We start from the raw sequence: 19,731 nt of genomic DNA, 5'->3' as shown, positions 1-19,731 counted from the left end.
CCGTGCCTTATGCCCTCCAGCCCAACGGCACGGGCCTCCAACCGGGAGACAATGCCACCATGACGGACTCCTCCCCCCCAGGGCAGGTTACCTTTTCCTATCAGGACTGGCTCGCCGCCTATCCGGCCTTCGTCGGGCATGTCAGTGCCGGGCAGGCGGAAAGCTTCTTCCAGCTGGCAGAACTGATCCTCAACAATACGGGCCGTTCCCCTGTCCGGGACATGACACGACGCAGGACGCTGCTCTGGCTGCTGGTAGCGCACCAAGCGCAGCTCTTCGCCACCGAAACACCAGCCCAGTCTGGTGAGGCCACCGGCAGCCCGCCAGCGGCACCGCCAGTCGGACGGGTCGCCTCCGCCACACGGGGGGCCGTCTCCATCACACTGGATGGCAGTACCCTGCCAAGGCAGGCCGGGTGGTTCAGCCAGACACAGTATGGACTGATCTTCTGGCAGGCCACGGCCCCCCTCCGCCAGATGCGCTTCCTGCCTGGCCAGGCACATCCAGCCTACCTCTGGCCCTGATACGGAAACGGCCCACCCCAGAAGGGTGGGCCGTCTTCCATCATCACCTGACGCTCTCAGTGCCAGAGCAGCTTCCAGACAACATAGGCGAACAGGAAAGGCACCACGAGATGGACCAGCGTACCGAAGGTGATACGCTTGCCATCACCGGCCCGCATCATCAGGAAAATGGTCCGTGTCAGAGAAAGCAGACACAGGATCAGCACCACGGCAAACAGCACGGCCTTGCCGGTTACAGCACCATACATACGATCTTACTCCTGTCTCACTGGCTGAACACGCATCCGCAACCAGCCAGAACTGGCCGTAAAGTGGCGCAGTCATGCGCTTTCGTCAATCCAGTCCCGCCTGACCGGTTTCACCACCTGATGGAAGGCCAGACAGCATGAATCTCTTCTCTCTCGCCAGCAGCGTGACAACCACCATCAACCCGCTTCAGCCTGCCATTCTCCGCCGCATGACAGGCAGCCAGATTGCCGCCGATTACAGCACGACCCCGCTTCATGAGGACATCCCTGTGCTGATCGACATCCAGCCCGCCCCGGCCACTCTCCTCCAGCTCATTGGCGACATCGCCCAGCAGGGAGAAAGCCGCACCGTCTTTCTGCAAGGCAGCGCCCATACTCTCAGTCGCCCTCTGCAGAGCGGGGGCGACAGCCTCCTGTTTGAAGGATCGGAATGGCTGGTCACGAAAATACTCGAACAATGGGGAGCCAATGAATGGTGCCGCCTGATCGTCACCCGCCAGATTCCATGCCGGCAGAGTTCCAGCTGACCCCGACAGACAGCACGGTCATGCAGATGCTGGGAGACTGGCTGAAAGCAGAAATTCTGCCTGAAGGCTGGGGCCTCTTCCAGGGCCAGCAGAACCGTCTGCCCATGCCTTCAGGCAGCCATCTCGTCATGCAGCCAACCACACGCCGTCCGCTCGCCACCAACAGCCATGACCATGATGAAGAAGGCGTCACCATCTCCCAGCCCGTGGAACTGTCCATCCGGCTCACCGCCCGTGGGCCTGAATCCCTGACGGTTCTGGGCGGTGTCAGCACCCTGTGGCGGGACCGGCGGACCGTGGCGTGGTTCCGCCACAGACGGCCTGACATGGCCCCCATAGACACCGGGCCCCTCACGCAGCAGGACTTCACCAGTGCGGAACAGCAGTATGAGGCCTCCGCCACCCTGACACTGCGTCTCGTCATCATGACCACCCTGAAACGCCCGGCCGAGACGGCCACAGCCCTCGGCATGGCCTCCATGGTGGAAGCCACCCTGGCCACTCCCCTCCCATCTGCCGACCACTGATTCCTTTTTCACAGACAAGGACACTCCATCATGGCCTCCCTGACCGGCACCATCCCTCTTGCCCAGACTGTCAGCATCAATCCCGTCACACTCGGCACAGCCAGTGGCGTTCCTTTCATGAACGGGCTGCTCATCACAACCCCTTCGGATTCAGCCGCTCTCGGTACAGGTCAGCTGAAATCCTACGGCTCCCTGGCAGACGTGACGAAAGACTTCCCCGCCAACAGCCCGGAAGCCCGCATGGCCGCCGTCTATTTCGCCAGCCATGACGATGCAGCCCAGATACCGCCCACCCTGCTGATCCATATGGCGGACCCGGCCCACCAGGCCGATCCTGCCAGCCTGATGGACCTCATCACCAGCCAGAATCAGGCTTTCACCGGCTTCACCACCACATGGGAACCCACCCTGACACAGAAACAGGCCTTCGCCACATGGGTGGCCGGCACGACGGACCGTTACTGGTATGTCCCATGGGACACGGACGAGCAGGCCCTCAACCCGCAGAACAGTGCCAGCTTCGGCACATGGTTGCAGAACCGGAACATTGATGGCACCACCCTGATCTATCAGGACCCTCTAGCTGCCGCCTTCTGTCTCGGCTGGCTGGCCTCGCTCGATTTCAGCGCAACGGACGGGCGCACCACGCTCTGCTTTCGCCGCAGCGGGCTGCTCACCCCCAGCGTGACCGATGCCACGACAGCCGCCACCCTCCGGGCCAATGGCTACAATTTCTACGGGGCCTATGCCAACGGGCTGGGCCGCTTCCAGTGGCTGGAGGACGGGCATGTCTCGGGGGCTTTCCTCTGGGCGGACAGCTACATCAACCAGATATGGCTCAATGCGTCCTTCCAGTCCGCCCTGACCACGCTTCTGCTCCAGACCGGGCAGATTCCGTATGACAGCATCGGGGATGGGCTGATCTCGGCAAGCGTGCAGGACACCATCAACCAGGCCCTGCGCTTCGGGGCCATCCGCCCCGGAATCCAGCTGACATCCCTTCAGAAACAGCAGATCGACCAGGCTGCCGGAACCACCATCAGCGACACGGTGCAGAGCCGGGGCTGGTACTTCCAGCCCAATGCCTCCACCGCCGCAGCCGACATCCGGGCCGCCCGCAGAAGTCCCCCGTGCCGCTTCTGGTACACGGATGGCCAGTCCGTCCAGTCCATTCATCTTGCATCCATCGAGGTCCAGTAAGTCATGTCCCGCACTGCGCTCATCACCTCGGCTGACGCCGTTTTCACCCTCACGGTCAAGACCCTGTTCAATGCGCCCATCACGCTGGAGAACTGGGCAACCGACCATGGCTGGAGTGGCTCCCAGAAGCTGAAGCTGGCCACGACGAGCCTCTCCATTGATGGCCGTCTCAACAAGGGATTTGTCCCTTCGGCCTATCACATGGCCCTGCATTTCTCTGCCGGATCACGCTCCCTTCCCGTCTTCGATGCCATCGCCACGGCCTCCCGGCAGGCCCGGACAGTCTATGAACTGAACGGCGAGCTTCTGCTGCATGGGCTGGGACAGCGTTTCACCTTCACCAATGGCTGCCTGACGGATTATGACCCCGTTCCGGCGGGGGATACAACGCTGGGCAACCGGACCGTAAACATCACATGGGAAAATGTCCTCCCGGCAGGGCTGTAAGGCACCCCACCATGAAAACCATCGAATGGACCCCTGCCAAAGGCCCTGATGCAGGCAAATGTTTTGTCATTTCCCGCATGTCGGCCTTCACGGCGGACCGCTGGGCACGGCATGTCGTCCGTGCCCTGGCCCGTGCCGGAGCCAACACCCCACGAGAGGCCCTGCACAGCGGCATTGCCGGTCTCTCCGGCCAGAGCATGGCCCTGTTCGGGCACATGAGCGATGAAGACTGTGACCGGGCTTTCTCCGGCCTTCTGGACTGTGTGACAATCCGCCGGGACCCCACGAACCGGGCCCTTGAGCCTGCCCCGCTCATCGAGGCGGACATAACGGACCCCAACACGTTGCCTGCCTTGCGGGCAGAGGCCTTCCGGCTGAACGTGGATTTTTTCAAGGCCGCAATTTACCAGATATACCCCCTCATCGCCATCTTGAGGGAGACACAGCCGGACGGGGACCTCCCGCCCGCTGCGTGAATCTCTCCAGTCCGATGGCCTTTGTCATCGGGGCGGGGCTGGCCACACTGCATGAGCTGAAAACCCTCTATGACAGCGAAGACATGTGGCTTCTCTGGGAAATTGCGGCCGTGGAGCGCATGAATGGCCATTCTTGATACACTCATTGCCCAGTCGGACCTGATACGTCCCCCGACCCATCTCCCCCTGAAACAGGGCACGGCAGCCTTCCGGCGGAATGTCATGGGGGCACTGGCCCTTTTCACCGGGGGGCGATCACTCACTGGTCTGAAACAGCAGGACACAGACGGAACAGATGTCCCTGTCATGGCACGCCCTCTGCCCGCCATGATGCCAATGCCGGAGCCACCGGCCCGCCAGAGCGATGCCACAACTCCCGAAGCGAAAGCCCCTTCACCCCAGCCCATGCCTCCCTCGGCGGTACAGACCGTGCGGGACTGGTCCACCCTGCTGGCCCAGTCCACCCCTGCCGCCCGACAGGCCCTGAAGGACGTGGAGCCAACCCTCCACAATGCAGAGCAGGCTCTGGAGCGTGTCCTTCACCTCCAGGCACGACAGGTTGATACGACACGGGAGGGAGCGGACCCCGGCCCCCTCCTGCAAGGTTTTTCAGCCATGATGACGGCCCGCAGCATCCTGAACCTTCATGCTCCTGAAGGCCTCTCCTCACCCCATGATGAAACCGGACGCCAGAAGACACCCCCTCCTCGCCAGCCGGGCAGGCTCCTGCCTGCCATGTCCATCCCATACCTGACCGGCACGGCCTCACGGGAACTGAACGTCTCACCCACGCCGCAGCAGGACCAGGAGCGGCTGCATCGCCTGTCCCTGACCCTTGCCCGTACGGATCAGACACTCTCACGGATGCTTCCTGCAGCACCGGGTTCCCGTTCCCCCGCCATTCCGGGCAGGCCCACTCCCGGTGCAGGGCCAGCTCTTGCCCACCTTGCCCGGCATGTCGAAACCGCAGCACGACCGCACCCTCTCACGACCCACAACACGACCACGCACAGCCCGACCATCAACATCACCGTGACGGCAGGTCATGACAGACCGCAAGACATTGCCCGTGCCGTGGAAGCCAGCACCATAAAAGCCCTTGCCCGCCAGACCCTCACCCAGACCGGATAATCTCTTTCTGGAGCAGTCCTCATGTCCATCCTGACATCTCTCCGGGCGTCAGCCTCCGCCACCGGTGGTGAAACGCTGGGAAACTGGGCCGTACAGCGTGCCGCCCGCCAATGGGGCATCTTCCGCCGCCCGACGGCTGACCAGTTCAGTTCCCTCACATCGTCCGGTTTCAACCGATCAGCTGGCGGCCCATCCAGTTTCCTGTCAGGCCAGGCGCCAAGACGTGTCCTCTCCGCCGCCCATGTCGATTCCCTGCGACTGGATGAACAGGCCAACATCTGCTCCGCCCCACAGGAAAACGGTACCTTCACGAGCTACAACAAGGTATTCCTGCCCTACCGGGCCATGATCCGCATGGTCTGTGACGGGTCGGAAACAGGCTCCCTTGGTGAAAACCTGCTGCCAGACTTCATACGCAGCACCCTTGGTGTGGGGTCTGACACGGTGCGGAAAGATTTTCTGGAAACGCTTTCCCGGCTCGTAAAGGACACAAACCTCTATTTCGTCGCCACGCCAGAGGGCATCTACCCCAATGCCAACATCACCGGTTACACCTTCACCCGCACGGTCGACAGCGGCGTTGACATCATAACGGCCAACATCACCATTCAGGAAGTCCGACAGGGAAACACGTCCCGCTGGACGGGAAGCCGCCACCCACAGGGTGCGCAAACCCGCAATGCAGGCCCCGTCACCCTTCAGCCGGAGAAACGGACATGATCTACACGGTTCCGCTCCAGCCAACAGCAGCCCAGAGCATGACCTGCCCCATTGCCGGGCTGCAATGCCACATCTGGCTGAGACAGCTTTCCACCGGGCTATACATGGACCTGACCGTCGGTACCGAAGCCCTTCTCCGTGGCATTGTCTGCCAGAACGGGACCAACATCATCCGCAACCCTGCCAGCCTGCTGCCAGGCCGCCTGTACTTCACCGACACACAAGGGGCTGATGATCCCACATTTTCAGGTCTGGGGTCCCGATTCCTGCTTCATTACGAAGATGATACATCATGACAGCCATCACATATCCCAATGCCACCACGACACACAGCTTTGCCCGCAAACAGATAACCGTCACATTCTTCATACCCGGGCTGAACGGAGGCCTGGACAGCTTCACGGTTGGCGAGGGACATGCAATACAGGCCACCATAAGACATGCGGGATTCACCACCGGTTCCGAAGCTGACCTCACCATCAGGGGGCTCTCCCAGATAGACAGAGACAGCCTTTCCATCCTTCCCGACCATCCTGCACCAGACAACCTCAACACAATCACTGCTGGCCAGACTTTCATCACCATACAGGCCAGTGATGAAGGGAGCCCGCTGACAAACCTGTTCACTGGAACAGTCGACAGTGCCCAGACGGATTATGATGATCTGGACAGTCCCTTCCATATCCATGCCATGACCAGCACCATTCCAGCGTCCATCCTGCCACAGGCCAAAGGCTATGCCGGACCGCAGGACGTCATCACCCTGATGGCAGATATCTGCAAAGAAGCAGGCTTCCAGCTGCTGGATCATGGTGGCTGGGAACGCCATGCCAGCCTGACAAACCATTACAGATGGGGAACGGCTCTTGAGCAGATACAGGCCATCCTGACGGCGACGAAAGGCACCTTCAATCTCTCACCTTTCATCCCCATGATGGAAAGCAACCAGGGGGCCATTCCCTACAGGGGGCTCCTTGAAGTATGGGGGCCGACCTTTACCGGCATCCCGCCAGCAGGGCAGGAATCAACAGTTCCTGTCATCTCAGCCGCAACGGGGATGATCGGCTATCCCCGATACAGCAGTTCCGGCATATCCCTGACAACCCTCCTCCGGCCAGACATCACCTTCTGGCGTCCACTGGCTCTGGAAAGCACCTTTGCACCCGTCACCGGAACATGCACAACCGGCACCCCACCTTGGAACGGCCTGTGGCTGGCCACCTTTGTCTGGCACGACATCAGTACCGAGACCTCACATGGAGCCTGGCATACACATATGGAATGCATCCGTACGACCCTTGGCAGACGATGACGGGCCGCCACCTTCCTGAACAACCACCTCCAGAACGGCCTGAAGGATCACAGCATGCCTGCTACAGCCACGCCCTATCTCCTGCGCTCCAATGCGGGCAAAAACAGCCTGAAAGGTGCACTGGATTCACTCATTGCCAGCCACATCAACCAGATCGGCCCTTCCATGCTGGTACAGGTAGAAACAGTCACGACCGAGGCCGCTGCCATTACAGGCAAGGTCACGGTCCGTCCCATGGTACAGCAGCAGGATGCGCTCTCCCGCACCCTGCCACATGACCTCATCCACAATGTTCCTTACCTGCGTTTGCAAGGCGGCCGTTCCGCCTTCATCATCGATCCCAAACCGGGAGATATTGGCTTCATCATCATATCAGGGCGGGACCACACCCATGCCATCACGACCCGACAGCCCTCACCTCCGGCCTCGTTCCGACAGTTCTCCATGCAGGACTGCGTATATGTGGGCGGCTTCCTCAATGAAGGGCCAGACCAGTTCATACAGGCAACGGATCAGGGCTGGCGGATCGTGACGCCGGGATCCGTCACCATAGACGCACAAGGGCCCCTCACCCTGAAAGCCAGCCGCATTGAAGCCACCTGCGATATTGTCACATCCGGCGACGTTCAGGCGGGTGGCATCTCGCTAAAACAGCATACTCACGGCGGCGTGCAGACCGGTCCGGGCACAAGCGCTCCCCCGCAATGAAATATCATTTCGGAAACGGCATATTTCCACGCCAGGCTGTCTCGGCCAGTGTGCGGACGAACTCATCCCCGTGATCGAAATCGATGTGGGCTGCGCCCCCTGCCCAGGACATGCTGACAGACGTACTGCCTGCCAGGGCATCAAACAGGGCGTGCCCCTCAGCTTCGGAGACATAACATCCCCATTGCGTGCCCCGGTTGATGATGCCTGTATAATGGAAGCCTTTCACCTCGTATCCGTTGGAGAAACGGACCTCCAGTTCTGGCTGGTGAATCTCATGATTCTTCAGGACGAACATGAGAAAGACATCACCACCCCGACGTGGCGATGCAGACAACATGACATCATTTTCTGCCAGAAGAGCCGTAAGCGTGTGGTCCAGCTCCAGCATCTGCCATTTACCGGTCTGCCCCAAGCGCTGCCCCCCATTGGGAGATACACCAAGAGCGGCCAGACCGCTTGTTGTCACCGTTCCATCCTGCGCCACATCCAGCGGGGTCTGGGCCCGGGCATCTGTCAGACTGCCCGCCAGCAGCATCAGACTCAGGCCTGTCATGCACAGTGTCGTCCGCATCATCACTTTCCTTTCCCTCACGATACAGGGGCGGGGGCAGGACGGAACAGGCCCGCCTGCCCATGTCGCCCGTAACAGATTTCAGTCAGTTACAGTTTCGGATTCATCACTGGAGACTTCATCGAGCACTTCATGATGGCGCTCATGAGCCTTTTCACGTTCCTCAGCTGGCATGTTCCTGATCACGTCGTGTACTGCCTTCACAGGGTTTGCAGCCGGTTCTTCCTTCTCGGACACGATACTCCCTTTCCAGTCATTCACTATCGGACGCCCTCTTTTCCAGCAGGGCGCAGCCCAGCACTGAACCATCAGGAACGGTCGATCAAGCGCACGGTCCCTCTATCACTGCACGACTGCCTTGCAGAGAAACCACTGCTCCAGCCGGTTAGCGTTCGCAGATTCCAGAATTCTCGACGTAAGTGACAAGCCGCTGGTCACTCTGCAACAGGGCCGCCGAACTGCCCTTTGCATCGGCTGTCAGCTGACGGATATACTGGGCACAGGGCGAATGGGGGCGGTGTGATACGGCCCAGAGACCATCCCTCACCGTCTCGGCGGAAAGGCCGATGCGGCGCAAATTCTCCTCATCCGTCCGCTGCTCCTGATGATTCACCCCCTGATGCGCCTGCACCTTGGCACTATGCAGCGCCTGAGAGAGGGTGCCTCTGGTTTCGGGCATGTGACTCAATGCATCCGCACGGGCTACTCCGCCCCAGACAGAAACGGCTGCAATTACAAAAAGAACGTGTTTCATGGACAGGATTCCTGCATTACGCCCCATAGGCTACGGAGAAAATAGCGCATCCTGACAACCTCTCCAATGTGGTTTCACCCCATGCGCTGGCAATCAGACAATTTTCTGGCCGGGTGTTGCTTTCAGGGCGCTCTCAGGCCCTGCGGCTCGTCCGTAACGGCATCATCACTGGCCAGATCCGGCCTGTAACAATATTTCGGCACATTTCCTGGCCCATCATCAAAATATCTGAGCACATGGACGACAGCATCGTAGCAATTGCCCCGCCGTTTGTTGATGAGCACATCATAGGCATTATCCGCCACCCGCTTGCTGGAATAAGCCTTGTGAAGAAATTCGTACAGTTTTGGAGGGTCTATGGCGAAAGACCCATCCTCATTTTTCAGATACACAGCCTCCGCCCGTGCCACACCGGGCAGAGCCAGTGCGAACACGGCGCACAGCACCAGATGTTTCATGCCCATAATCCTGTTCATTCCTGAAATTGACAGCACCCACCCTACCGGGTGCAGCCACCGACTCTGACAACCACATCCTGATCCATCAGGGCCACATATGAAAACCACACTCAACGGACCTGTGGAAGAGCCTGCTTCTACCACAAACCTGTGGTGATCGGTTTTTCCAAAAAAGAAAAAGAGAGCCGCACAACGGGCTGGACCAGTTCATCCAGGCAACAGATGAAAGATGGCATGTCGGCAGTAAGGAAGGAGCTTTTTGCTTCCTCCCCCTTACCTCTTTACTTCCCGTAGAACTGGTCCAGAACTTTCAGGAAGTCTTGAGCCGTCATGGATTGCATCAACTGGTTGACCTGATCCTCATTCTCCTCAGCTCTCGCCGAAAGAGAGTATCCAAAAGCCCAGAAGCCAGAACAAAAGCAACGCCTAATTTCTTCATGATCTCCTCCACGTAACTACTCCTCTTTTTCTGCCTCCAATACCTGCTGGATCAGAAGGAGGATCGTTTCGGCACAGGTAACCCCATGTGTCCACAACCCGCACAACCTCCCTAACCTCTAACTGAAAAAGTACTTCAATCATGGTTGACGCCAAATTAAACAAAAACACTCTCGCGGAATACTGCAATCTTCTCTGGGAAATATTAGAATGATCCAGTCAAGACAATATCAGTCATTACTCTTTTCGCCAAATATAAGGGGAACCAAAACAGCGCATTTTTCCTATCACCAGGCCACCTACTAAATGATATTTACAACGACGTAGAGAATAGTCACAACACCATGGAGACAGGAGCTTCACAGGGCCGGGATTTCCTTTTCCTGCCTTCTGCGGCCAGACATCTCCTACTATCAGCCCGTGAAGGTGGTAAAAGAGTACACTCCTGCCGGGTGGGTGGCCGGCGAAAACGGCCTGAACCAGCAGGGACAGCGCATCGCCTCAGCCCCATGGAATGGCCTGTGGCTGCCCTACAGCATTACTCACGAGGTCACTGCCGAGATACCGGGCGGCAACTGGCACACCTTTGTGGACTGCCAGTTGACTAGCGCAGGACAGCAAATCGCCGTTAAATAGTCAGTCGAGGTTCTTCTTCTCGCATGTCCCTGAGCGCTCGATAGAAATGATGAGGTCCTCATCATAATCTCTACGAGACAATCCTCTGTCATAATCAGCTGTAAGCTGGGCCACATAGTGAGAACATGCGCTATAGGGCTTGTGTTGCGTTGCCCATGCAGCCTTACGGGCGACATCAGGGGACATGCCGAGTTGACGCAAATGGATCTCTGTTTCCGCAGCCATGCGATTTGAAACAGCATCCCAATCGCTTTGGGATGGCTCTATGACTGGACGGCTGCAATGAGGCGCACACAAAGAATCAATTACTTTCCTGTTGGCTTCCATCTGCCGCTCATTCCTCTGAGCAAGAGTAAGCCCATTATCTGCCCAAGCCACGCCGGACAGCCCGATGATAGCGGCGGTGATGAGAAGAAAGTGTTTCATGGTCAACTCCCGTAAGGTCATTCGTCCATCTAAGGCATCAGAACAATAAAGGGGAAGACCCATGCCAACAAATAACACCCCCTACTGGGGCCAATCAGGGCAGTAGGAAGACAATCGCGCCTGAGTAAACTCACGAGAACGCTGTAGTCTGCCTAATCTCCGCAACAGTCAAAAATTACGGCGAAATCCCGAATTTATCATAAAAATCAGGATTAAGTAATGGGTCTATATCATTCCTATACTGCGAAGCAGCTGCTTCGAACCCGCTTCCGTGCAGAATTATCTGCTGATTGCCATAAATTACACTTACTGGATAAGCACCCGTGGCAAACTTGGCCGCAACATCTTTTTGGGAATCTTCCCCCATTTTTGTTGCTAAAACAGTTCCCCTAGACGTGTCTACGGAGGACTTGGGAAGGCAATCCCCTCTTCCTTCAAGAGGCAAAGAGTCTCCATTCGAGAAACTGAGCGTAACAGCCTTCTCAGAACAATCAAAATATTGTCCCGGAATAATTAAAGTCGCTCCCGCCTTTTGCGGTGATGAGCGTGTTTGGGGAGGCACCCAAAATGCCGTCAACACGAACTCACGCCCAGAAGAAAATTCCAACTCCGGCGCGCCAGCAACATCGTGGATTGCTCGCCATACTCCAGTAACAACCCCTGCGGTTATATAGCGATCATCGGCGCACGCTTTGCCCCCTGCCAATGCCCATACAGCAGCGGCAGCAAACAGAAGTTTCTTCATCTCACATCCTCCCTATTCCGTAGAACGCTACTCCACAGGATGCCCCATGAAAACCCTCTCCCTCACCCCTGACTGGGACCTGACACTGGACAGCACGGGCAATCTGGTCGTGCTGGCGGACAAGGCGGCCATCCTTCAGGACGTATGCTCTGCCGCCCGCACATGGCTGGGCGAGGTGCTCTACGACACCGGGCAGGGCATCCCCTACGACACGGACATCCTCCGCTCGGACGTGGACCTCTCCTTCTATTCTTCGGAGATCGAGGATGCCGCCACGTCTGTCCCCGGCGTGGCGGCGGCCACCTGCCACCTCGCCAATCCCACCAAGGAACGCCAGCTCACCGGCGTCATTCTCGTAACCTTCAGCGATGGGAGCACGGACCATGCCCAGTTCTGACGCCACGACCAACGTCCCGGCCCCCATCCTCACCGATGCGGGCTTCACCGCCCCTTCCGAGCAGGACATCCTTGCCGGGGTTCTGGCCGACATGAACGCCGCCCTGGGCGGTGGGGCCAACACGGCCCTTTCCACTCCACAAGGGCAGATCGCCCTTTCCGAGACCGCCATCCTTGGCGACTTTCTGGGGGCGATGATCGCCATATTCAATGGCGTGGACCCGGCCTCTTCTTCCGGGCGGATGCAGGAGGCCATAGGGCGCATCTACTTCATGGAACGTCGGCCGGCTACGGCAACGACCGTCACGGTGCAGGCCAGCGTGAACGCCCCCGGCCAGAACATCGCCGCCGGTACGGTCGTGGCGCAGGGAACGGATGGCAGCCTCTATGTGGCCCCGCAGGCCATCACGCTCCCCCAGTCCGCCACGGCCAGCCTCGACCTCTCCTGCCAGACTGCAGGGGCCGTGAGCTGTCCCGCCAGCAGCCTGACGCTCTATCAGGCGGGGCTGGGGCTGGCATCCCTCACCAATCCTGCCCCCGGCGCCACGGGCGCTGATGCCGAAAGCCGCACCGACTTTGAAGCCCGCAGGCAGGCCAGCGTGGCGGCCAACAGCATCGGGCAGAACGCTTCCCTCATGGGGGCACTGCTGGAGCTGCCCGGCGTGACGGATGCTTATGTGACGGACAATCCGGCACAGGCTCCGACAGTGCAGCAGGGCGTGACCATCCCGGCGGGGGCGCAGTACATTCTGGTGGAAGGGGGCAACCCGCAGGACATCGGCCAGGCCATCCTGCACAAGAAGCCCCCGGGCATCCCCACCGTTGGCACCCAGATCGTCACGGTGCAGGACACCAACCCTGTTTATGCGGGCAACCAGCCATCATACTCGTTCCGCTATGACAGGCCGACGCCGGTTGCTGTCCATGTGGTCATGGAGATTGCGGCCTCGGATGCCGTGCCATCCAATGCGGCGCAGCTCATCCAGCAGGCCATCGTGGCGTATCTGACAACGGGGGCCAACCGCATCCGGCTGGGCAGAACCGTCTATGCCTCCCGCCTTTCTGCCGTGGTGGACGGGCTGGGGGACTGGGCAGAGGTGCTCACCCTGTCCATCGGCACTGATGGCAATGCGGGCCAGAACAGGCTCACACTGCCGATCAACCAGCTTCCCACGGTGACGGCGGACACGATCAGCGTGCAGGTGGTGGCATGATCGACATACGGGAGACCATCCTCGCCCAGTATGCCAACAGCCCTGCCCTCACCGGCATCCTCGAGCGCTTCAATGCGGCGGTGGACCCGCAAAGGTCTATCGAGACCTTCCTGCATGATGTCTGGAACCCGGCCACGGCCAAAGGCTGGGGGCTGGACGTGTGGGGGAGGATTGTTGGGGTCGGGCGGGTTCTACGCATTGACACGACAGGCTATTGGGGATTTGCACAAGGCTATCCGACCTCCAGAACCTTTGGTGAAGGCATCTGGTATTCCGGGCGTAGAGCAACAGCCAATTACCGCCTGACAGACGAAAACTACCGCCAGCTGATCCTAGCCAAGGCAGCAGCAAACATTTCTGCCGGGTCCATCGCTGACATCAACCGCATCCTCATGATCCTCTTCGGCAACCGTGGCAACTGCTACCTGGCCGATACGAGCGACCACACCATGATGCTCGTTTTCTCCTTCCGCCCCACAGCCATTGACGTTTCCATCATCGCGTCCGGTGTGCTGCCCCGCCCCTCTGGCGTGCAGTACCGCTACACCTTCATCCCCCCTGCCAAAAATGATTTCGGGAATGACATTCTATGAAGACTTCCGACCTTCCAGAGAAAATTACCGTTCCTTTTGCCCAGAATGCAGGTCTGGCCTATCGGCGTGACATCCCTCTCCAGAGCAGTGATGCAGGGGCGGCCTCTTTCATGCTGGGTTTCCCTGCGCTGACCTTTCAGCCTACGGGGGCTGGGGGCACACCACCAGATGGCCGGGACATGAACGGCATCCTGTTTGCCCTCTCATCCATCGCACGGGCATGGTGTGCAGGCACCACGATGACATTCGATGCGTCATTCGCCCATGATGTCGGAGGCTACCCGCTGGGAGCTGTTCTGCGATCCACCACGGACCCGACCATTCTGCTCATCAGCCAGCAGGACGGCAACATGACCAACCCCGCAACCGACCCTGACGGAACATACTGGCGGCGCATCGGCAATGATGAGGCACTCCAGCACACACTGGGGGCCCTCTCCGACCGTCTGGACAGCAGGCTCAGCCGTCTTGATGGAGCCTCAGCCAATCTCCTGTTCGCCGCACTCTATCAGGACGGATCAATGCCCGCTCCCCCAGCATGGGCCACACGCCTTCATGTCGTGGCACTGGGGGCAGGAGGGGGAGGTGCCAACTGCCAGGCATGGGGCGAATTCTCCAACACCAATTCTTCAGGCGGTGGCGGTGGAGCTGGCGCCTATGCAGAGGGTATCTTCTCCATCTCTCCTGCCGATACCCTGTCCGTCAGGGTCGGTCGGGGGGGCACCACAGAACAGCCTGGCGGCGATACCGTACTGTTCATCAACGGAACTGCCGTCATGACGGCAGGTGGCGGCAGAGGAGCCTCATGGCAGGCAAAGGCCTCCAGTGCTGGGGCCCCTGGCGGTTCCGCACATGGAGGAAACATCCTCATGCAGACCGGTGCCCCAGGGTCAGACGGGCAGAACGGCCCGTTCATTCTTGTTGGCAACGGAGGCGACTCTGCTTTCGGGGGCGGTGGACGGGCCGGTGCACAGGGAGGACTGGATGCCTCCTCCTTCGGTGCGGGAGGAGGTGGAGCCTATGATGCCTTCTCCAAAAACACACTCTTTTCTGGCGGCACAGGAGGCAACGGCCTGATCCGCTATCGCTGGCTGGTCTGAGCGTCATCCAGCCTTTGGGACCGCCCGCAGGCGGCGCAATGAAACCAGCATGAGGAAACCATGACACAACCAGCAAACAGGGTTCCTGCCTGGCGCTCCTACACGGCAACGGGAAACCCGACAGACATTGTCCCCTCCACAACCGTTGCCAGGGAAATTGGCGGCAAGATTGACGCCATCAACGGCCAGGCAGCGGGGCTGACCATTGATGGTGACAGTACCCTTGCAGGAGAAAAAGTCCGGGATGTTCTGGCCCGCTTCCCGGAAAAACTGGTGACCAGCTACGGTGTCACCCACGACCCTGACGGCCAGCACACAGCCGCCAACAGTGCCGCCTATCAGGCCGCCATCAATGACTGTGCAGGCACCTTCCGGCTGGTGCACCCTGCCGGGCTGTCCGTCATGCTTGGAACGCTCCGCATCACCCGCCCGGATACGCATCTCGTCCTGGATGGTATCATCACCCTGGCGCCAGACAGCAACACGAACTGTCTGGACATCTATGCCCCCGGCCAGTCTCTGGAGCGGATTTCCATCACGGGACAGGGAATCATTGACGGAAACCGGTCCGGCCAGCAGGGGGGACAGACCGCCGTAAGTGGCGGCATATGCGCCAACACGCTGAGCCATACAGACAATACGCCTGATATGCCTTCATTTCCAACACGGATCGACAATCTGCTGATTTCCGGAATCACGATCCGCAACACCTTCAACTGGCCGCTTTCTCTGGGGTTCATCAGCAACAGCCTCATTACCAACGTCACACTGCTGGATGGCGGCAACAGCCCCCAGTTCATCTGGTCGGCTGACAACTGCTGGTTCACGGACAGCCTATCAACCGGTCACACCGATGGCGGTTTCGTCTTCTACATGGGCTGCCGCCGCTGCGGGGCCACAGGTAATACGGTCTCCGGCAACCATGACGGGATCGGCGTCTATGCCGACAGTTCCGACCAGCCCGCCAACGAGAACATCCTGATCGCCAACAATCATGTCCACGACAATGCCGACGGGGGCATTGGCATCACGACGACAGACCAGAAAAGTGCAGACGGGCTGATCCAGCGGAACATCCTCATTACGGGAAACATCCTCTCCAACAACAATACGCACGGACGCAACGGGGGCGGATCCATCGGCATCGTGGCGGCTCATGGCGTACAGGTCCGCAACAACCTTGTATCCCGTGATGGATCAACCGCCAGAACGGGCAACCCGGTCTATGCCGCCTATGTCTCAGACAGCTGCCAGTTTGTCGAAATTGAAGGCAATCATTTTGAGGATATCGGCTCCACTGCCAATCCGGGAACGGCCATCTATCTCAACAGGCCCACTGGCGCCATCATCCGCAACAACATATTTGCCAACACGGCCGGTACCTCCGGCCCGCTCCGTACAGGCCTTGGCGGAACGGTCGGTGCTGCTGGCCTCATCAGCGGCAATGTAGCAGCCGGACCAATGGCCGGCCCCCTACTGGCTCTGGCATGGCAGACTGATACAGCTTTCATCAGCCAGCCAGATGGCATGGGCGGACTGCTGGATACCCTCCCCCGAAGCAGCAACATCGTGGCATCAGGCCATTATGACTATGATGGCCGTACACTGAGCAGGCAGATCGGTGCCACGACCGATGATACGGGCCTCTTCCTCCAGACAGCACGGAACCAGACCACGGGAGCCGTTTCCGGCGATATTGTCCTGAACAAGGGCAACATCTTCCGGGTCTTTTCCCTCTCGCTGAACGGGGCCATCACCACACCGAACGGCCACGTCCTACTGAACATACGCAGCCCATCCGGCGCACCGCTCATGATGCAGGTTTTCACCATAAAGGCAGCCCATGGAGACAGGGTCACCTTTCCGCAATCCTTCACCAGCGACACCGTGTCGGTAATGGTTCCGCCATTCCATAACGGAACCAACATGATTGTTGGTGGCCCCTCAACCCTCTCCCCACCGGACCGCACCGGCTTCACGGTTGGAAAATTCTGGGTCGGACTGGGAGGTGCCAATATTGATCCGGCCGATGACATTACTGTCATGGCCATTGGAGAGCTTTCGTCATGACCCAGAACATGGCCTATTTCGCCATAATTGATGAAGGAGCCGCCATGGAGCCTGTCCCCATCCGTGGCTGGACCATCATTCCCCTCACGCAGGACAGGAAACAGGCCGATGGCACCATAACCGCCCACAGCCTGACGGAAGAAGAGCTGCTCCAGCAGGTCACACCGCACATGCCTGCGGGAAGCCGGGCCATCCGCCTGCATGTCACGGATGAAGACTGGAACGCCCGCCCTGTTGTAAATCCAGTTCTCTCCAAGGGGGGCATCACACAGGGAAAAACACCCTCCACCACCCTGCGGGACCAGGCCGCCGCCATGATGCTGCAGGTTCAGCAACAGGCAGCCATGACTGCCGCCATGGGCGAAACCTTCGGCCCCAAAATGCGGGCCTGTGTCAGCACACTGAGAGCCATCCTGGATGGTTCTGACACACCAACGTCCCTCCCCACGTTACCCGCCAGACCAACAGATTGAGAGCCCCCATGAATCCCTATTTTGCAGGCTGTTTTCTCCTCACCATGCTGGCCTTTCTGGGAGGGCTGATTGCCTATGCCAACAGGGCTGGACGCAACAGCGCACGGGTCCGGTCCAGCCAGCAGGACGCGGCAACAGCCCAGGCCACAAGCAAGGCCGCCCGCACCATGCTCGAAGCCCGTACCAACGGCCTGCGGACCCGCACCCAGCTGCTGGACACACTGGAAAAGGGACAATTCTGATGGCCCCCGCTCCACCGCCTGCGGGACTACTGGCAGGGCTGGCCTTGTGCCTGCTGGCAGGCTGCAACCAGCCTCCCTTTCGTCCCCTTTGCCCGGCGCTTGTCCATTATTCGCCAGAAGAAGAGCGGGCTGTCGCCAGAGAGCTCCATCTCCATCCTGACCTGAAGGAAACGCCCCTCTTCCTTCTGGATTATGGAAATGAACGCCATGAAATTCAAAAAATCTGTAGCTGACCACCACGCTCTCACCCCACATTGACCGCCCGCCAAGGCGGTTTTTTTTTATGGAACTGCTCCCATGATGCCCACACACCTTCCTGACAGGATCACCCCTCTCAACGAGCGGATTGCCGCCCTGGAGGCAGTACAGGCCCGTCATGATGAAGACCTCACAAAGCTCAGCAACAAGATCGATAATCTGGCGCTGGAACTTCATGCTGGCATTGCCTCCCTGAGCGAACAGATACGGGAGAGTAATTCATTACGGTCACGCACTGTTACAGCCGCCATCACAGGCGGCGGTGCGGTTGGCGGAGCAGTCGCCGTGGGGCTCTATCAACTCATCCACACGCTCTACCCCCATTTCTTCGGAGGCTGATGACCATGCCCCAGACACCCACCCGGCCACCCCGTGGCATCCGCAACAACAATCCGGGCAACCTCAACTTCGCCCATCAGTCCGGCGCAATGCTGGAGCCTGCGGAGCCAGGCATCACGCCCCGCTTTGCCCACTTCTCCACATCAGAAGCTGGCCTGATGGCCTTGCGGGACCAGCTCTGCCGTTACATGGTACGGGACAGGCTGGATACCGTCGCCTGCATCATCAGCCAATGGGCCCCTCCGGCCGAGAACGATACCCGACGCTACATTGATACTGTTGCGCAGGCCCTTGGCGTGACGCCAGATACAGTCCTCGGCCCGCCTACGGCCACCCTGCTTGCCAGCCTGATGGAGGCCATCATCCACTACGAAAATGGCCAGAACCCTTATGGACGGCTGGTGGCCCAGGTCGCAGCAGCCCTCCCTGCCCTCCGGCAGACCCCAGCGACCTGACTGACGCTTCCATCTCATCATACATCAATCCCATGACCGCCTCTCTGCGGCCTTATCATCACGGAGATACCGCCAATGGATATCAGCTCCTTTTTCACCACCCTGCCCGATGGTCTCCAGAACTACGTGGCACTGGTCATCATCCTCTGCAATCTGATGACCGTGTTCATCCGCCCGCCAGCGGCCGGTTCCCGCTGGATACTGCCATACCGATGCATATCCACGCTGGCACTGAATGTCGGTTGGGCCAGAAATCACCTCCAGCCAGGGCACCCAGCGAAAGAAGCCTCACATAATTCCTGAGCCCCAGGCAGAGACCGTCTCTCTCCGCCCTCGCCTGTGAGCTGTCTCACCTGCTACAGAACAGACAGCGTCATCACGTCAGGACCATCGGCCATGTCACATGCTCTCATTGCCTGCCTGCTCTACGGCCTGGCGGCCTTCGCTGAAATTGCAGGCTGTTTCTCTGTCTGGGCCTGGCTGCGGCTGGGGCGGTCCCCGCTCTGGCTCCTGCCCGGCGGGCTGTGCCTCGGCCTGTTCGCTATCCTGCTGACATTCAGCCCGGCTGACCATGCCGGGCGAGCCTATGCCCTGTATGGCGGCCTCTATATCATCACCAGCCTCTTTTGGGGCTGGGCCGTGGAGGGTCTGGCACCGGATGCATGGGACATGGCAGGGGCTGCCCTCTGCCTGGTGGGAGCCCTGCTCATTCTTCTGGCCCCCCATAGCCGGACCTGACC

Annotated in this window: 31 protein-coding genes; 24 read left to right on the top strand and 7 right to left on the bottom strand. The window is 59.4% G+C overall.

The features are described from left to right. The first annotated feature begins 2 nt into the window (after positions 1-2). The gene (locus GM608_RS01540; RefSeq protein WP_333644869.1) at positions 3-524 is read left to right on the top strand and encodes a DUF4054 domain-containing protein; all 522 of its coding nucleotides are present in this window, start codon (positions 3-5) and stop codon (positions 522-524) included. Between the two features lie 56 nt (positions 525-580). On the opposite strand, the gene GM608_RS01535 is transcribed toward GM608_RS01540, so the two are convergent. Next, the gene (locus GM608_RS01535; protein WP_043562128.1) at positions 581-772 is read right to left on the bottom strand and encodes a hypothetical protein; all 192 of its coding nucleotides are present in this window, start codon (positions 770-772) and stop codon (positions 581-583) included. A gap of 137 nt (positions 773-909) precedes the next feature. Here GM608_RS01535 and GM608_RS01530 point away from each other — a divergent pair, with 137 nt between their 5' ends. Genes GM608_RS01530 through GM608_RS01480 form a run of 11 tightly spaced genes read left to right on the top strand, consistent with a single transcriptional unit; the run spans position 910 to position 7,820 of the window. After that, positions 910-1,299 carry a hypothetical protein gene (locus GM608_RS01530; protein WP_043562126.1) on the top strand — a complete coding sequence of 130 codons (390 nt, stop codon included), beginning with the start codon at positions 910-912 and terminating at the stop codon, positions 1,297-1,299. Further along, positions 1,245-1,826 carry an LIC_12616 family protein gene (locus tag GM608_RS01525; RefSeq protein ID WP_277129044.1) on the top strand — a complete coding sequence of 194 codons (582 nt, stop codon included), beginning with the start codon at positions 1,245-1,247 and terminating at the stop codon, positions 1,824-1,826. The genes GM608_RS01530 and GM608_RS01525 overlap by 55 nt, the downstream gene beginning before the upstream one ends. 30 nt (positions 1,827-1,856) lie before the next feature. Then, positions 1,857-3,026: a DUF3383 family protein gene (locus tag GM608_RS01520; protein WP_248630319.1), complete on the top strand. Its 1,170-nt coding sequence runs from the start codon at positions 1,857-1,859 to the stop codon at positions 3,024-3,026. A gap of 3 nt (positions 3,027-3,029) precedes the next feature. Next, on the top strand, positions 3,030-3,473 hold the full coding sequence (locus GM608_RS01515) for a phage tail fiber protein (protein WP_081562632.1): 444 nt from the start codon (positions 3,030-3,032) through the stop codon (positions 3,471-3,473). An 11-nt stretch (positions 3,474-3,484) separates the two neighbouring features. Further along, on the top strand, positions 3,485-3,949 hold the full coding sequence (locus GM608_RS01510) for a phage tail assembly chaperone (protein WP_333644868.1): 465 nt from the start codon (positions 3,485-3,487) through the stop codon (positions 3,947-3,949). A 14-nt stretch (positions 3,950-3,963) separates the two neighbouring features. Next, entirely contained in the window at positions 3,964-4,086 is a 123-nt protein-coding gene (locus tag GM608_RS01505) for a hypothetical protein (protein ID WP_268235067.1), read from the top strand. After that, the gene (locus GM608_RS01500; RefSeq protein ID WP_333644866.1) at positions 4,073-5,080 is read left to right on the top strand and encodes a hypothetical protein; all 1,008 of its coding nucleotides are present in this window, start codon (positions 4,073-4,075) and stop codon (positions 5,078-5,080) included. Before GM608_RS01505 ends, GM608_RS01500 begins: the two co-directional genes overlap by 14 nt. A 21-nt stretch (positions 5,081-5,101) precedes the next feature. Further along, positions 5,102-5,800, top strand: a complete 699-nt coding sequence (locus GM608_RS01495; protein ID WP_086431786.1) for a hypothetical protein — start codon at positions 5,102-5,104, stop codon at positions 5,798-5,800. Continuing rightward, positions 5,797-6,096, top strand: a complete 300-nt coding sequence (locus GM608_RS01490; RefSeq protein ID WP_086431785.1) for a phage baseplate plug protein — start codon at positions 5,797-5,799, stop codon at positions 6,094-6,096. The genes GM608_RS01495 and GM608_RS01490 overlap by 4 nt, the downstream gene beginning before the upstream one ends. Continuing rightward, positions 6,093-7,112, top strand: coding sequence for a hypothetical protein (locus GM608_RS01485; RefSeq protein WP_333644865.1), 1,020 nt, complete (start codon positions 6,093-6,095; stop codon positions 7,110-7,112). Before GM608_RS01490 ends, GM608_RS01485 begins: the two co-directional genes overlap by 4 nt. 54 nt (positions 7,113-7,166) lie before the next feature. Next, positions 7,167-7,820, top strand: coding sequence for a Gp138 family membrane-puncturing spike protein (locus tag GM608_RS01480; RefSeq protein WP_043562108.1), 654 nt, complete (start codon positions 7,167-7,169; stop codon positions 7,818-7,820). A 4-nt stretch (positions 7,821-7,824) separates the two neighbouring features. On the opposite strand, the gene GM608_RS01475 is transcribed toward GM608_RS01480, so the two are convergent. The 6 genes from GM608_RS01475 to GM608_RS01450 form a co-directional block, all read right to left on the bottom strand. After that, positions 7,825-8,397: a hypothetical protein gene (locus GM608_RS01475; protein WP_043562106.1), complete on the bottom strand. Its 573-nt coding sequence runs from the start codon at positions 8,395-8,397 to the stop codon at positions 7,825-7,827. Positions 8,398-8,475: 78 nt separating this feature from the next. Next, entirely contained in the window at positions 8,476-8,631 is a 156-nt protein-coding gene (locus GM608_RS01470; protein WP_156878807.1) for a hypothetical protein, read from the bottom strand. Between the two features lie 148 nt (positions 8,632-8,779). Next, a complete protein-coding gene (locus tag GM608_RS01465) occupies positions 8,780-9,148 on the bottom strand; it encodes a hypothetical protein (RefSeq protein ID WP_043562104.1) in 369 nt (122 codons plus the stop codon). Between the two features lie 122 nt (positions 9,149-9,270). After that, entirely contained in the window at positions 9,271-9,606 is a 336-nt protein-coding gene (locus GM608_RS01460) for a hypothetical protein (protein ID WP_143539976.1), read from the bottom strand. A gap of 1,074 nt (positions 9,607-10,680) precedes the next feature. After that, complete coding sequence (locus GM608_RS01455) at positions 10,681-11,106, bottom strand: hypothetical protein (protein WP_146046938.1); 426 nt, start codon at positions 11,104-11,106, stop codon at positions 10,681-10,683. Between the two features lie 175 nt (positions 11,107-11,281). Then, complete coding sequence (locus GM608_RS01450) at positions 11,282-11,851, bottom strand: hypothetical protein (RefSeq protein WP_146046937.1); 570 nt, start codon at positions 11,849-11,851, stop codon at positions 11,282-11,284. Between the two features lie 46 nt (positions 11,852-11,897). Here GM608_RS01450 and GM608_RS01445 point away from each other — a divergent pair, with 46 nt between their 5' ends. The 12 genes from GM608_RS01445 (at position 11,898) to GM608_RS01390 (ending at position 19,729) form a co-directional block, all read left to right on the top strand. After that, positions 11,898-12,248 carry a hypothetical protein gene (locus GM608_RS01445; protein WP_333644864.1) on the top strand — a complete coding sequence of 117 codons (351 nt, stop codon included), beginning with the start codon at positions 11,898-11,900 and terminating at the stop codon, positions 12,246-12,248. Further along, positions 12,235-13,461 (top strand): baseplate J/gp47 family protein, encoded by a 1,227-nt coding sequence (locus GM608_RS01440; protein ID WP_333644863.1) that lies wholly within the window; start codon positions 12,235-12,237, stop codon positions 13,459-13,461. The genes GM608_RS01445 and GM608_RS01440 overlap by 14 nt, the downstream gene beginning before the upstream one ends. Further along, the gene (locus tag GM608_RS01435) at positions 13,458-14,054 is read left to right on the top strand and encodes a DUF2612 domain-containing protein (protein WP_333644862.1); all 597 of its coding nucleotides are present in this window, start codon (positions 13,458-13,460) and stop codon (positions 14,052-14,054) included. The genes GM608_RS01440 and GM608_RS01435 overlap by 4 nt, the downstream gene beginning before the upstream one ends. After that, the gene (locus GM608_RS01430; RefSeq protein WP_081562641.1) at positions 14,051-15,154 is read left to right on the top strand and encodes a glycine-rich domain-containing protein; all 1,104 of its coding nucleotides are present in this window, start codon (positions 14,051-14,053) and stop codon (positions 15,152-15,154) included. The genes GM608_RS01435 and GM608_RS01430 overlap by 4 nt, the downstream gene beginning before the upstream one ends. Before the next feature lie 60 nt (positions 15,155-15,214). Next, on the top strand, positions 15,215-17,224 hold the full coding sequence (locus tag GM608_RS01425) for a right-handed parallel beta-helix repeat-containing protein (RefSeq protein ID WP_043562094.1): 2,010 nt from the start codon (positions 15,215-15,217) through the stop codon (positions 17,222-17,224). Beyond that, positions 17,221-17,697 carry a hypothetical protein gene (locus tag GM608_RS01420; protein WP_086431776.1) on the top strand — a complete coding sequence of 159 codons (477 nt, stop codon included), beginning with the start codon at positions 17,221-17,223 and terminating at the stop codon, positions 17,695-17,697. The genes GM608_RS01425 and GM608_RS01420 overlap by 4 nt, the downstream gene beginning before the upstream one ends. Before the next feature lie 8 nt (positions 17,698-17,705). Continuing rightward, the gene (locus tag GM608_RS01415; RefSeq protein WP_043562088.1) at positions 17,706-17,939 is read left to right on the top strand and encodes a hypothetical protein; all 234 of its coding nucleotides are present in this window, start codon (positions 17,706-17,708) and stop codon (positions 17,937-17,939) included. Further along, positions 17,939-18,172 carry a hypothetical protein gene (locus tag GM608_RS01410; protein ID WP_043562086.1) on the top strand — a complete coding sequence of 78 codons (234 nt, stop codon included), beginning with the start codon at positions 17,939-17,941 and terminating at the stop codon, positions 18,170-18,172. Before GM608_RS01415 ends, GM608_RS01410 begins: the two co-directional genes overlap by 1 nt. A gap of 64 nt (positions 18,173-18,236) precedes the next feature. Then, positions 18,237-18,536, top strand: a complete 300-nt coding sequence (locus GM608_RS01405; RefSeq protein WP_043562083.1) for a hypothetical protein — start codon at positions 18,237-18,239, stop codon at positions 18,534-18,536. A gap of 5 nt (positions 18,537-18,541) precedes the next feature. Then, positions 18,542-18,991 carry a structural protein P5 gene (locus tag GM608_RS01400; RefSeq protein ID WP_333644860.1) on the top strand — a complete coding sequence of 150 codons (450 nt, stop codon included), beginning with the start codon at positions 18,542-18,544 and terminating at the stop codon, positions 18,989-18,991. A 75-nt stretch (positions 18,992-19,066) separates the two neighbouring features. After that, positions 19,067-19,294 carry a hypothetical protein gene (locus tag GM608_RS01395; RefSeq protein WP_052349246.1) on the top strand — a complete coding sequence of 76 codons (228 nt, stop codon included), beginning with the start codon at positions 19,067-19,069 and terminating at the stop codon, positions 19,292-19,294. A gap of 93 nt (positions 19,295-19,387) precedes the next feature. Continuing rightward, positions 19,388-19,729, top strand: coding sequence for a YnfA family protein (locus GM608_RS01390; protein ID WP_333644859.1), 342 nt, complete (start codon positions 19,388-19,390; stop codon positions 19,727-19,729). Positions 19,730-19,731 lie beyond the last annotated feature (2 nt).

The sequence above is a fragment of the Bombella sp. ESL0380 genome (assembly GCF_009725805.1).
Classification (GTDB): Bacteria; Pseudomonadota; Alphaproteobacteria; order Acetobacterales; family Acetobacteraceae; genus Bombella; species Bombella apis.
The sequence above is the reverse complement of the archived record's forward strand: the minus strand, read 5'-3'. Positions and strand labels throughout refer to the sequence as shown.

Excerpts from the sequence above, each read along its gene's own strand:
- GM608_RS01435 (WP_333644862.1), top strand. The coding sequence starts at position 13,458 with ATGATCGACATACGGGAGACCATCCTCGCCCAGTATGCCAACAGCCCT.
- GM608_RS01455 (WP_146046938.1), bottom strand. The coding sequence starts at position 11,106 with ATGAAACACTTTCTTCTCATCACCGCCGCTATCATCGGGCTGTCCGGC.
- GM608_RS01445 (WP_333644864.1), top strand. The coding sequence starts at position 11,898 with ATGAAAACCCTCTCCCTCACCCCTGACTGGGACCTGACACTGGACAGC.
- GM608_RS01415 (WP_043562088.1), top strand. The coding sequence starts at position 17,706 with ATGAATCCCTATTTTGCAGGCTGTTTTCTCCTCACCATGCTGGCCTTT.
- GM608_RS01510 (WP_333644868.1), top strand. The coding sequence starts at position 3,485 with ATGAAAACCATCGAATGGACCCCTGCCAAAGGCCCTGATGCAGGCAAA.
- GM608_RS01405 (WP_043562083.1), top strand. The coding sequence starts at position 18,237 with ATGATGCCCACACACCTTCCTGACAGGATCACCCCTCTCAACGAGCGG.
- GM608_RS01515 (WP_081562632.1), top strand. The coding sequence starts at position 3,030 with ATGTCCCGCACTGCGCTCATCACCTCGGCTGACGCCGTTTTCACCCTC.
- GM608_RS01485 (WP_333644865.1), top strand. The coding sequence starts at position 6,093 with ATGACAGCCATCACATATCCCAATGCCACCACGACACACAGCTTTGCC.
- GM608_RS01535 (WP_043562128.1), bottom strand. The coding sequence starts at position 772 with ATGTATGGTGCTGTAACCGGCAAGGCCGTGCTGTTTGCCGTGGTGCTG.
- GM608_RS01505 (WP_268235067.1), top strand. The coding sequence starts at position 3,964 with ATGGCCTTTGTCATCGGGGCGGGGCTGGCCACACTGCATGAGCTGAAA.
- GM608_RS01440 (WP_333644863.1), top strand. The coding sequence starts at position 12,235 with ATGCCCAGTTCTGACGCCACGACCAACGTCCCGGCCCCCATCCTCACC.
- GM608_RS01425 (WP_043562094.1), top strand. The coding sequence starts at position 15,215 with ATGACACAACCAGCAAACAGGGTTCCTGCCTGGCGCTCCTACACGGCA.
- GM608_RS01490 (WP_086431785.1), top strand. The coding sequence starts at position 5,797 with ATGATCTACACGGTTCCGCTCCAGCCAACAGCAGCCCAGAGCATGACC.
- GM608_RS01500 (WP_333644866.1), top strand. The coding sequence starts at position 4,073 with ATGGCCATTCTTGATACACTCATTGCCCAGTCGGACCTGATACGTCCC.
- GM608_RS01420 (WP_086431776.1), top strand. The coding sequence starts at position 17,221 with ATGACCCAGAACATGGCCTATTTCGCCATAATTGATGAAGGAGCCGCC.
- GM608_RS01495 (WP_086431786.1), top strand. The coding sequence starts at position 5,102 with ATGTCCATCCTGACATCTCTCCGGGCGTCAGCCTCCGCCACCGGTGGT.
- GM608_RS01465 (WP_043562104.1), bottom strand. The coding sequence starts at position 9,148 with ATGAAACACGTTCTTTTTGTAATTGCAGCCGTTTCTGTCTGGGGCGGA.
- GM608_RS01395 (WP_052349246.1), top strand. The coding sequence starts at position 19,067 with ATGGATATCAGCTCCTTTTTCACCACCCTGCCCGATGGTCTCCAGAAC.
- GM608_RS01450 (WP_146046937.1), bottom strand. The coding sequence starts at position 11,851 with ATGAAGAAACTTCTGTTTGCTGCCGCTGCTGTATGGGCATTGGCAGGG.
- GM608_RS01410 (WP_043562086.1), top strand. The coding sequence starts at position 17,939 with ATGGCCCCCGCTCCACCGCCTGCGGGACTACTGGCAGGGCTGGCCTTG.
- GM608_RS01390 (WP_333644859.1), top strand. The coding sequence starts at position 19,388 with ATGTCACATGCTCTCATTGCCTGCCTGCTCTACGGCCTGGCGGCCTTC.
- GM608_RS01525 (WP_277129044.1), top strand. The coding sequence starts at position 1,245 with ATGGTGCCGCCTGATCGTCACCCGCCAGATTCCATGCCGGCAGAGTTC.
- GM608_RS01530 (WP_043562126.1), top strand. The coding sequence starts at position 910 with ATGAATCTCTTCTCTCTCGCCAGCAGCGTGACAACCACCATCAACCCG.
- GM608_RS01520 (WP_248630319.1), top strand. The coding sequence starts at position 1,857 with ATGGCCTCCCTGACCGGCACCATCCCTCTTGCCCAGACTGTCAGCATC.
- GM608_RS01475 (WP_043562106.1), bottom strand. The coding sequence starts at position 8,397 with ATGATGCGGACGACACTGTGCATGACAGGCCTGAGTCTGATGCTGCTG.
- GM608_RS01430 (WP_081562641.1), top strand. The coding sequence starts at position 14,051 with ATGAAGACTTCCGACCTTCCAGAGAAAATTACCGTTCCTTTTGCCCAG.
- GM608_RS01460 (WP_143539976.1), bottom strand. The coding sequence starts at position 9,606 with ATGAAACATCTGGTGCTGTGCGCCGTGTTCGCACTGGCTCTGCCCGGT.
- GM608_RS01400 (WP_333644860.1), top strand. The coding sequence starts at position 18,542 with ATGCCCCAGACACCCACCCGGCCACCCCGTGGCATCCGCAACAACAAT.
- GM608_RS01480 (WP_043562108.1), top strand. The coding sequence starts at position 7,167 with ATGCCTGCTACAGCCACGCCCTATCTCCTGCGCTCCAATGCGGGCAAA.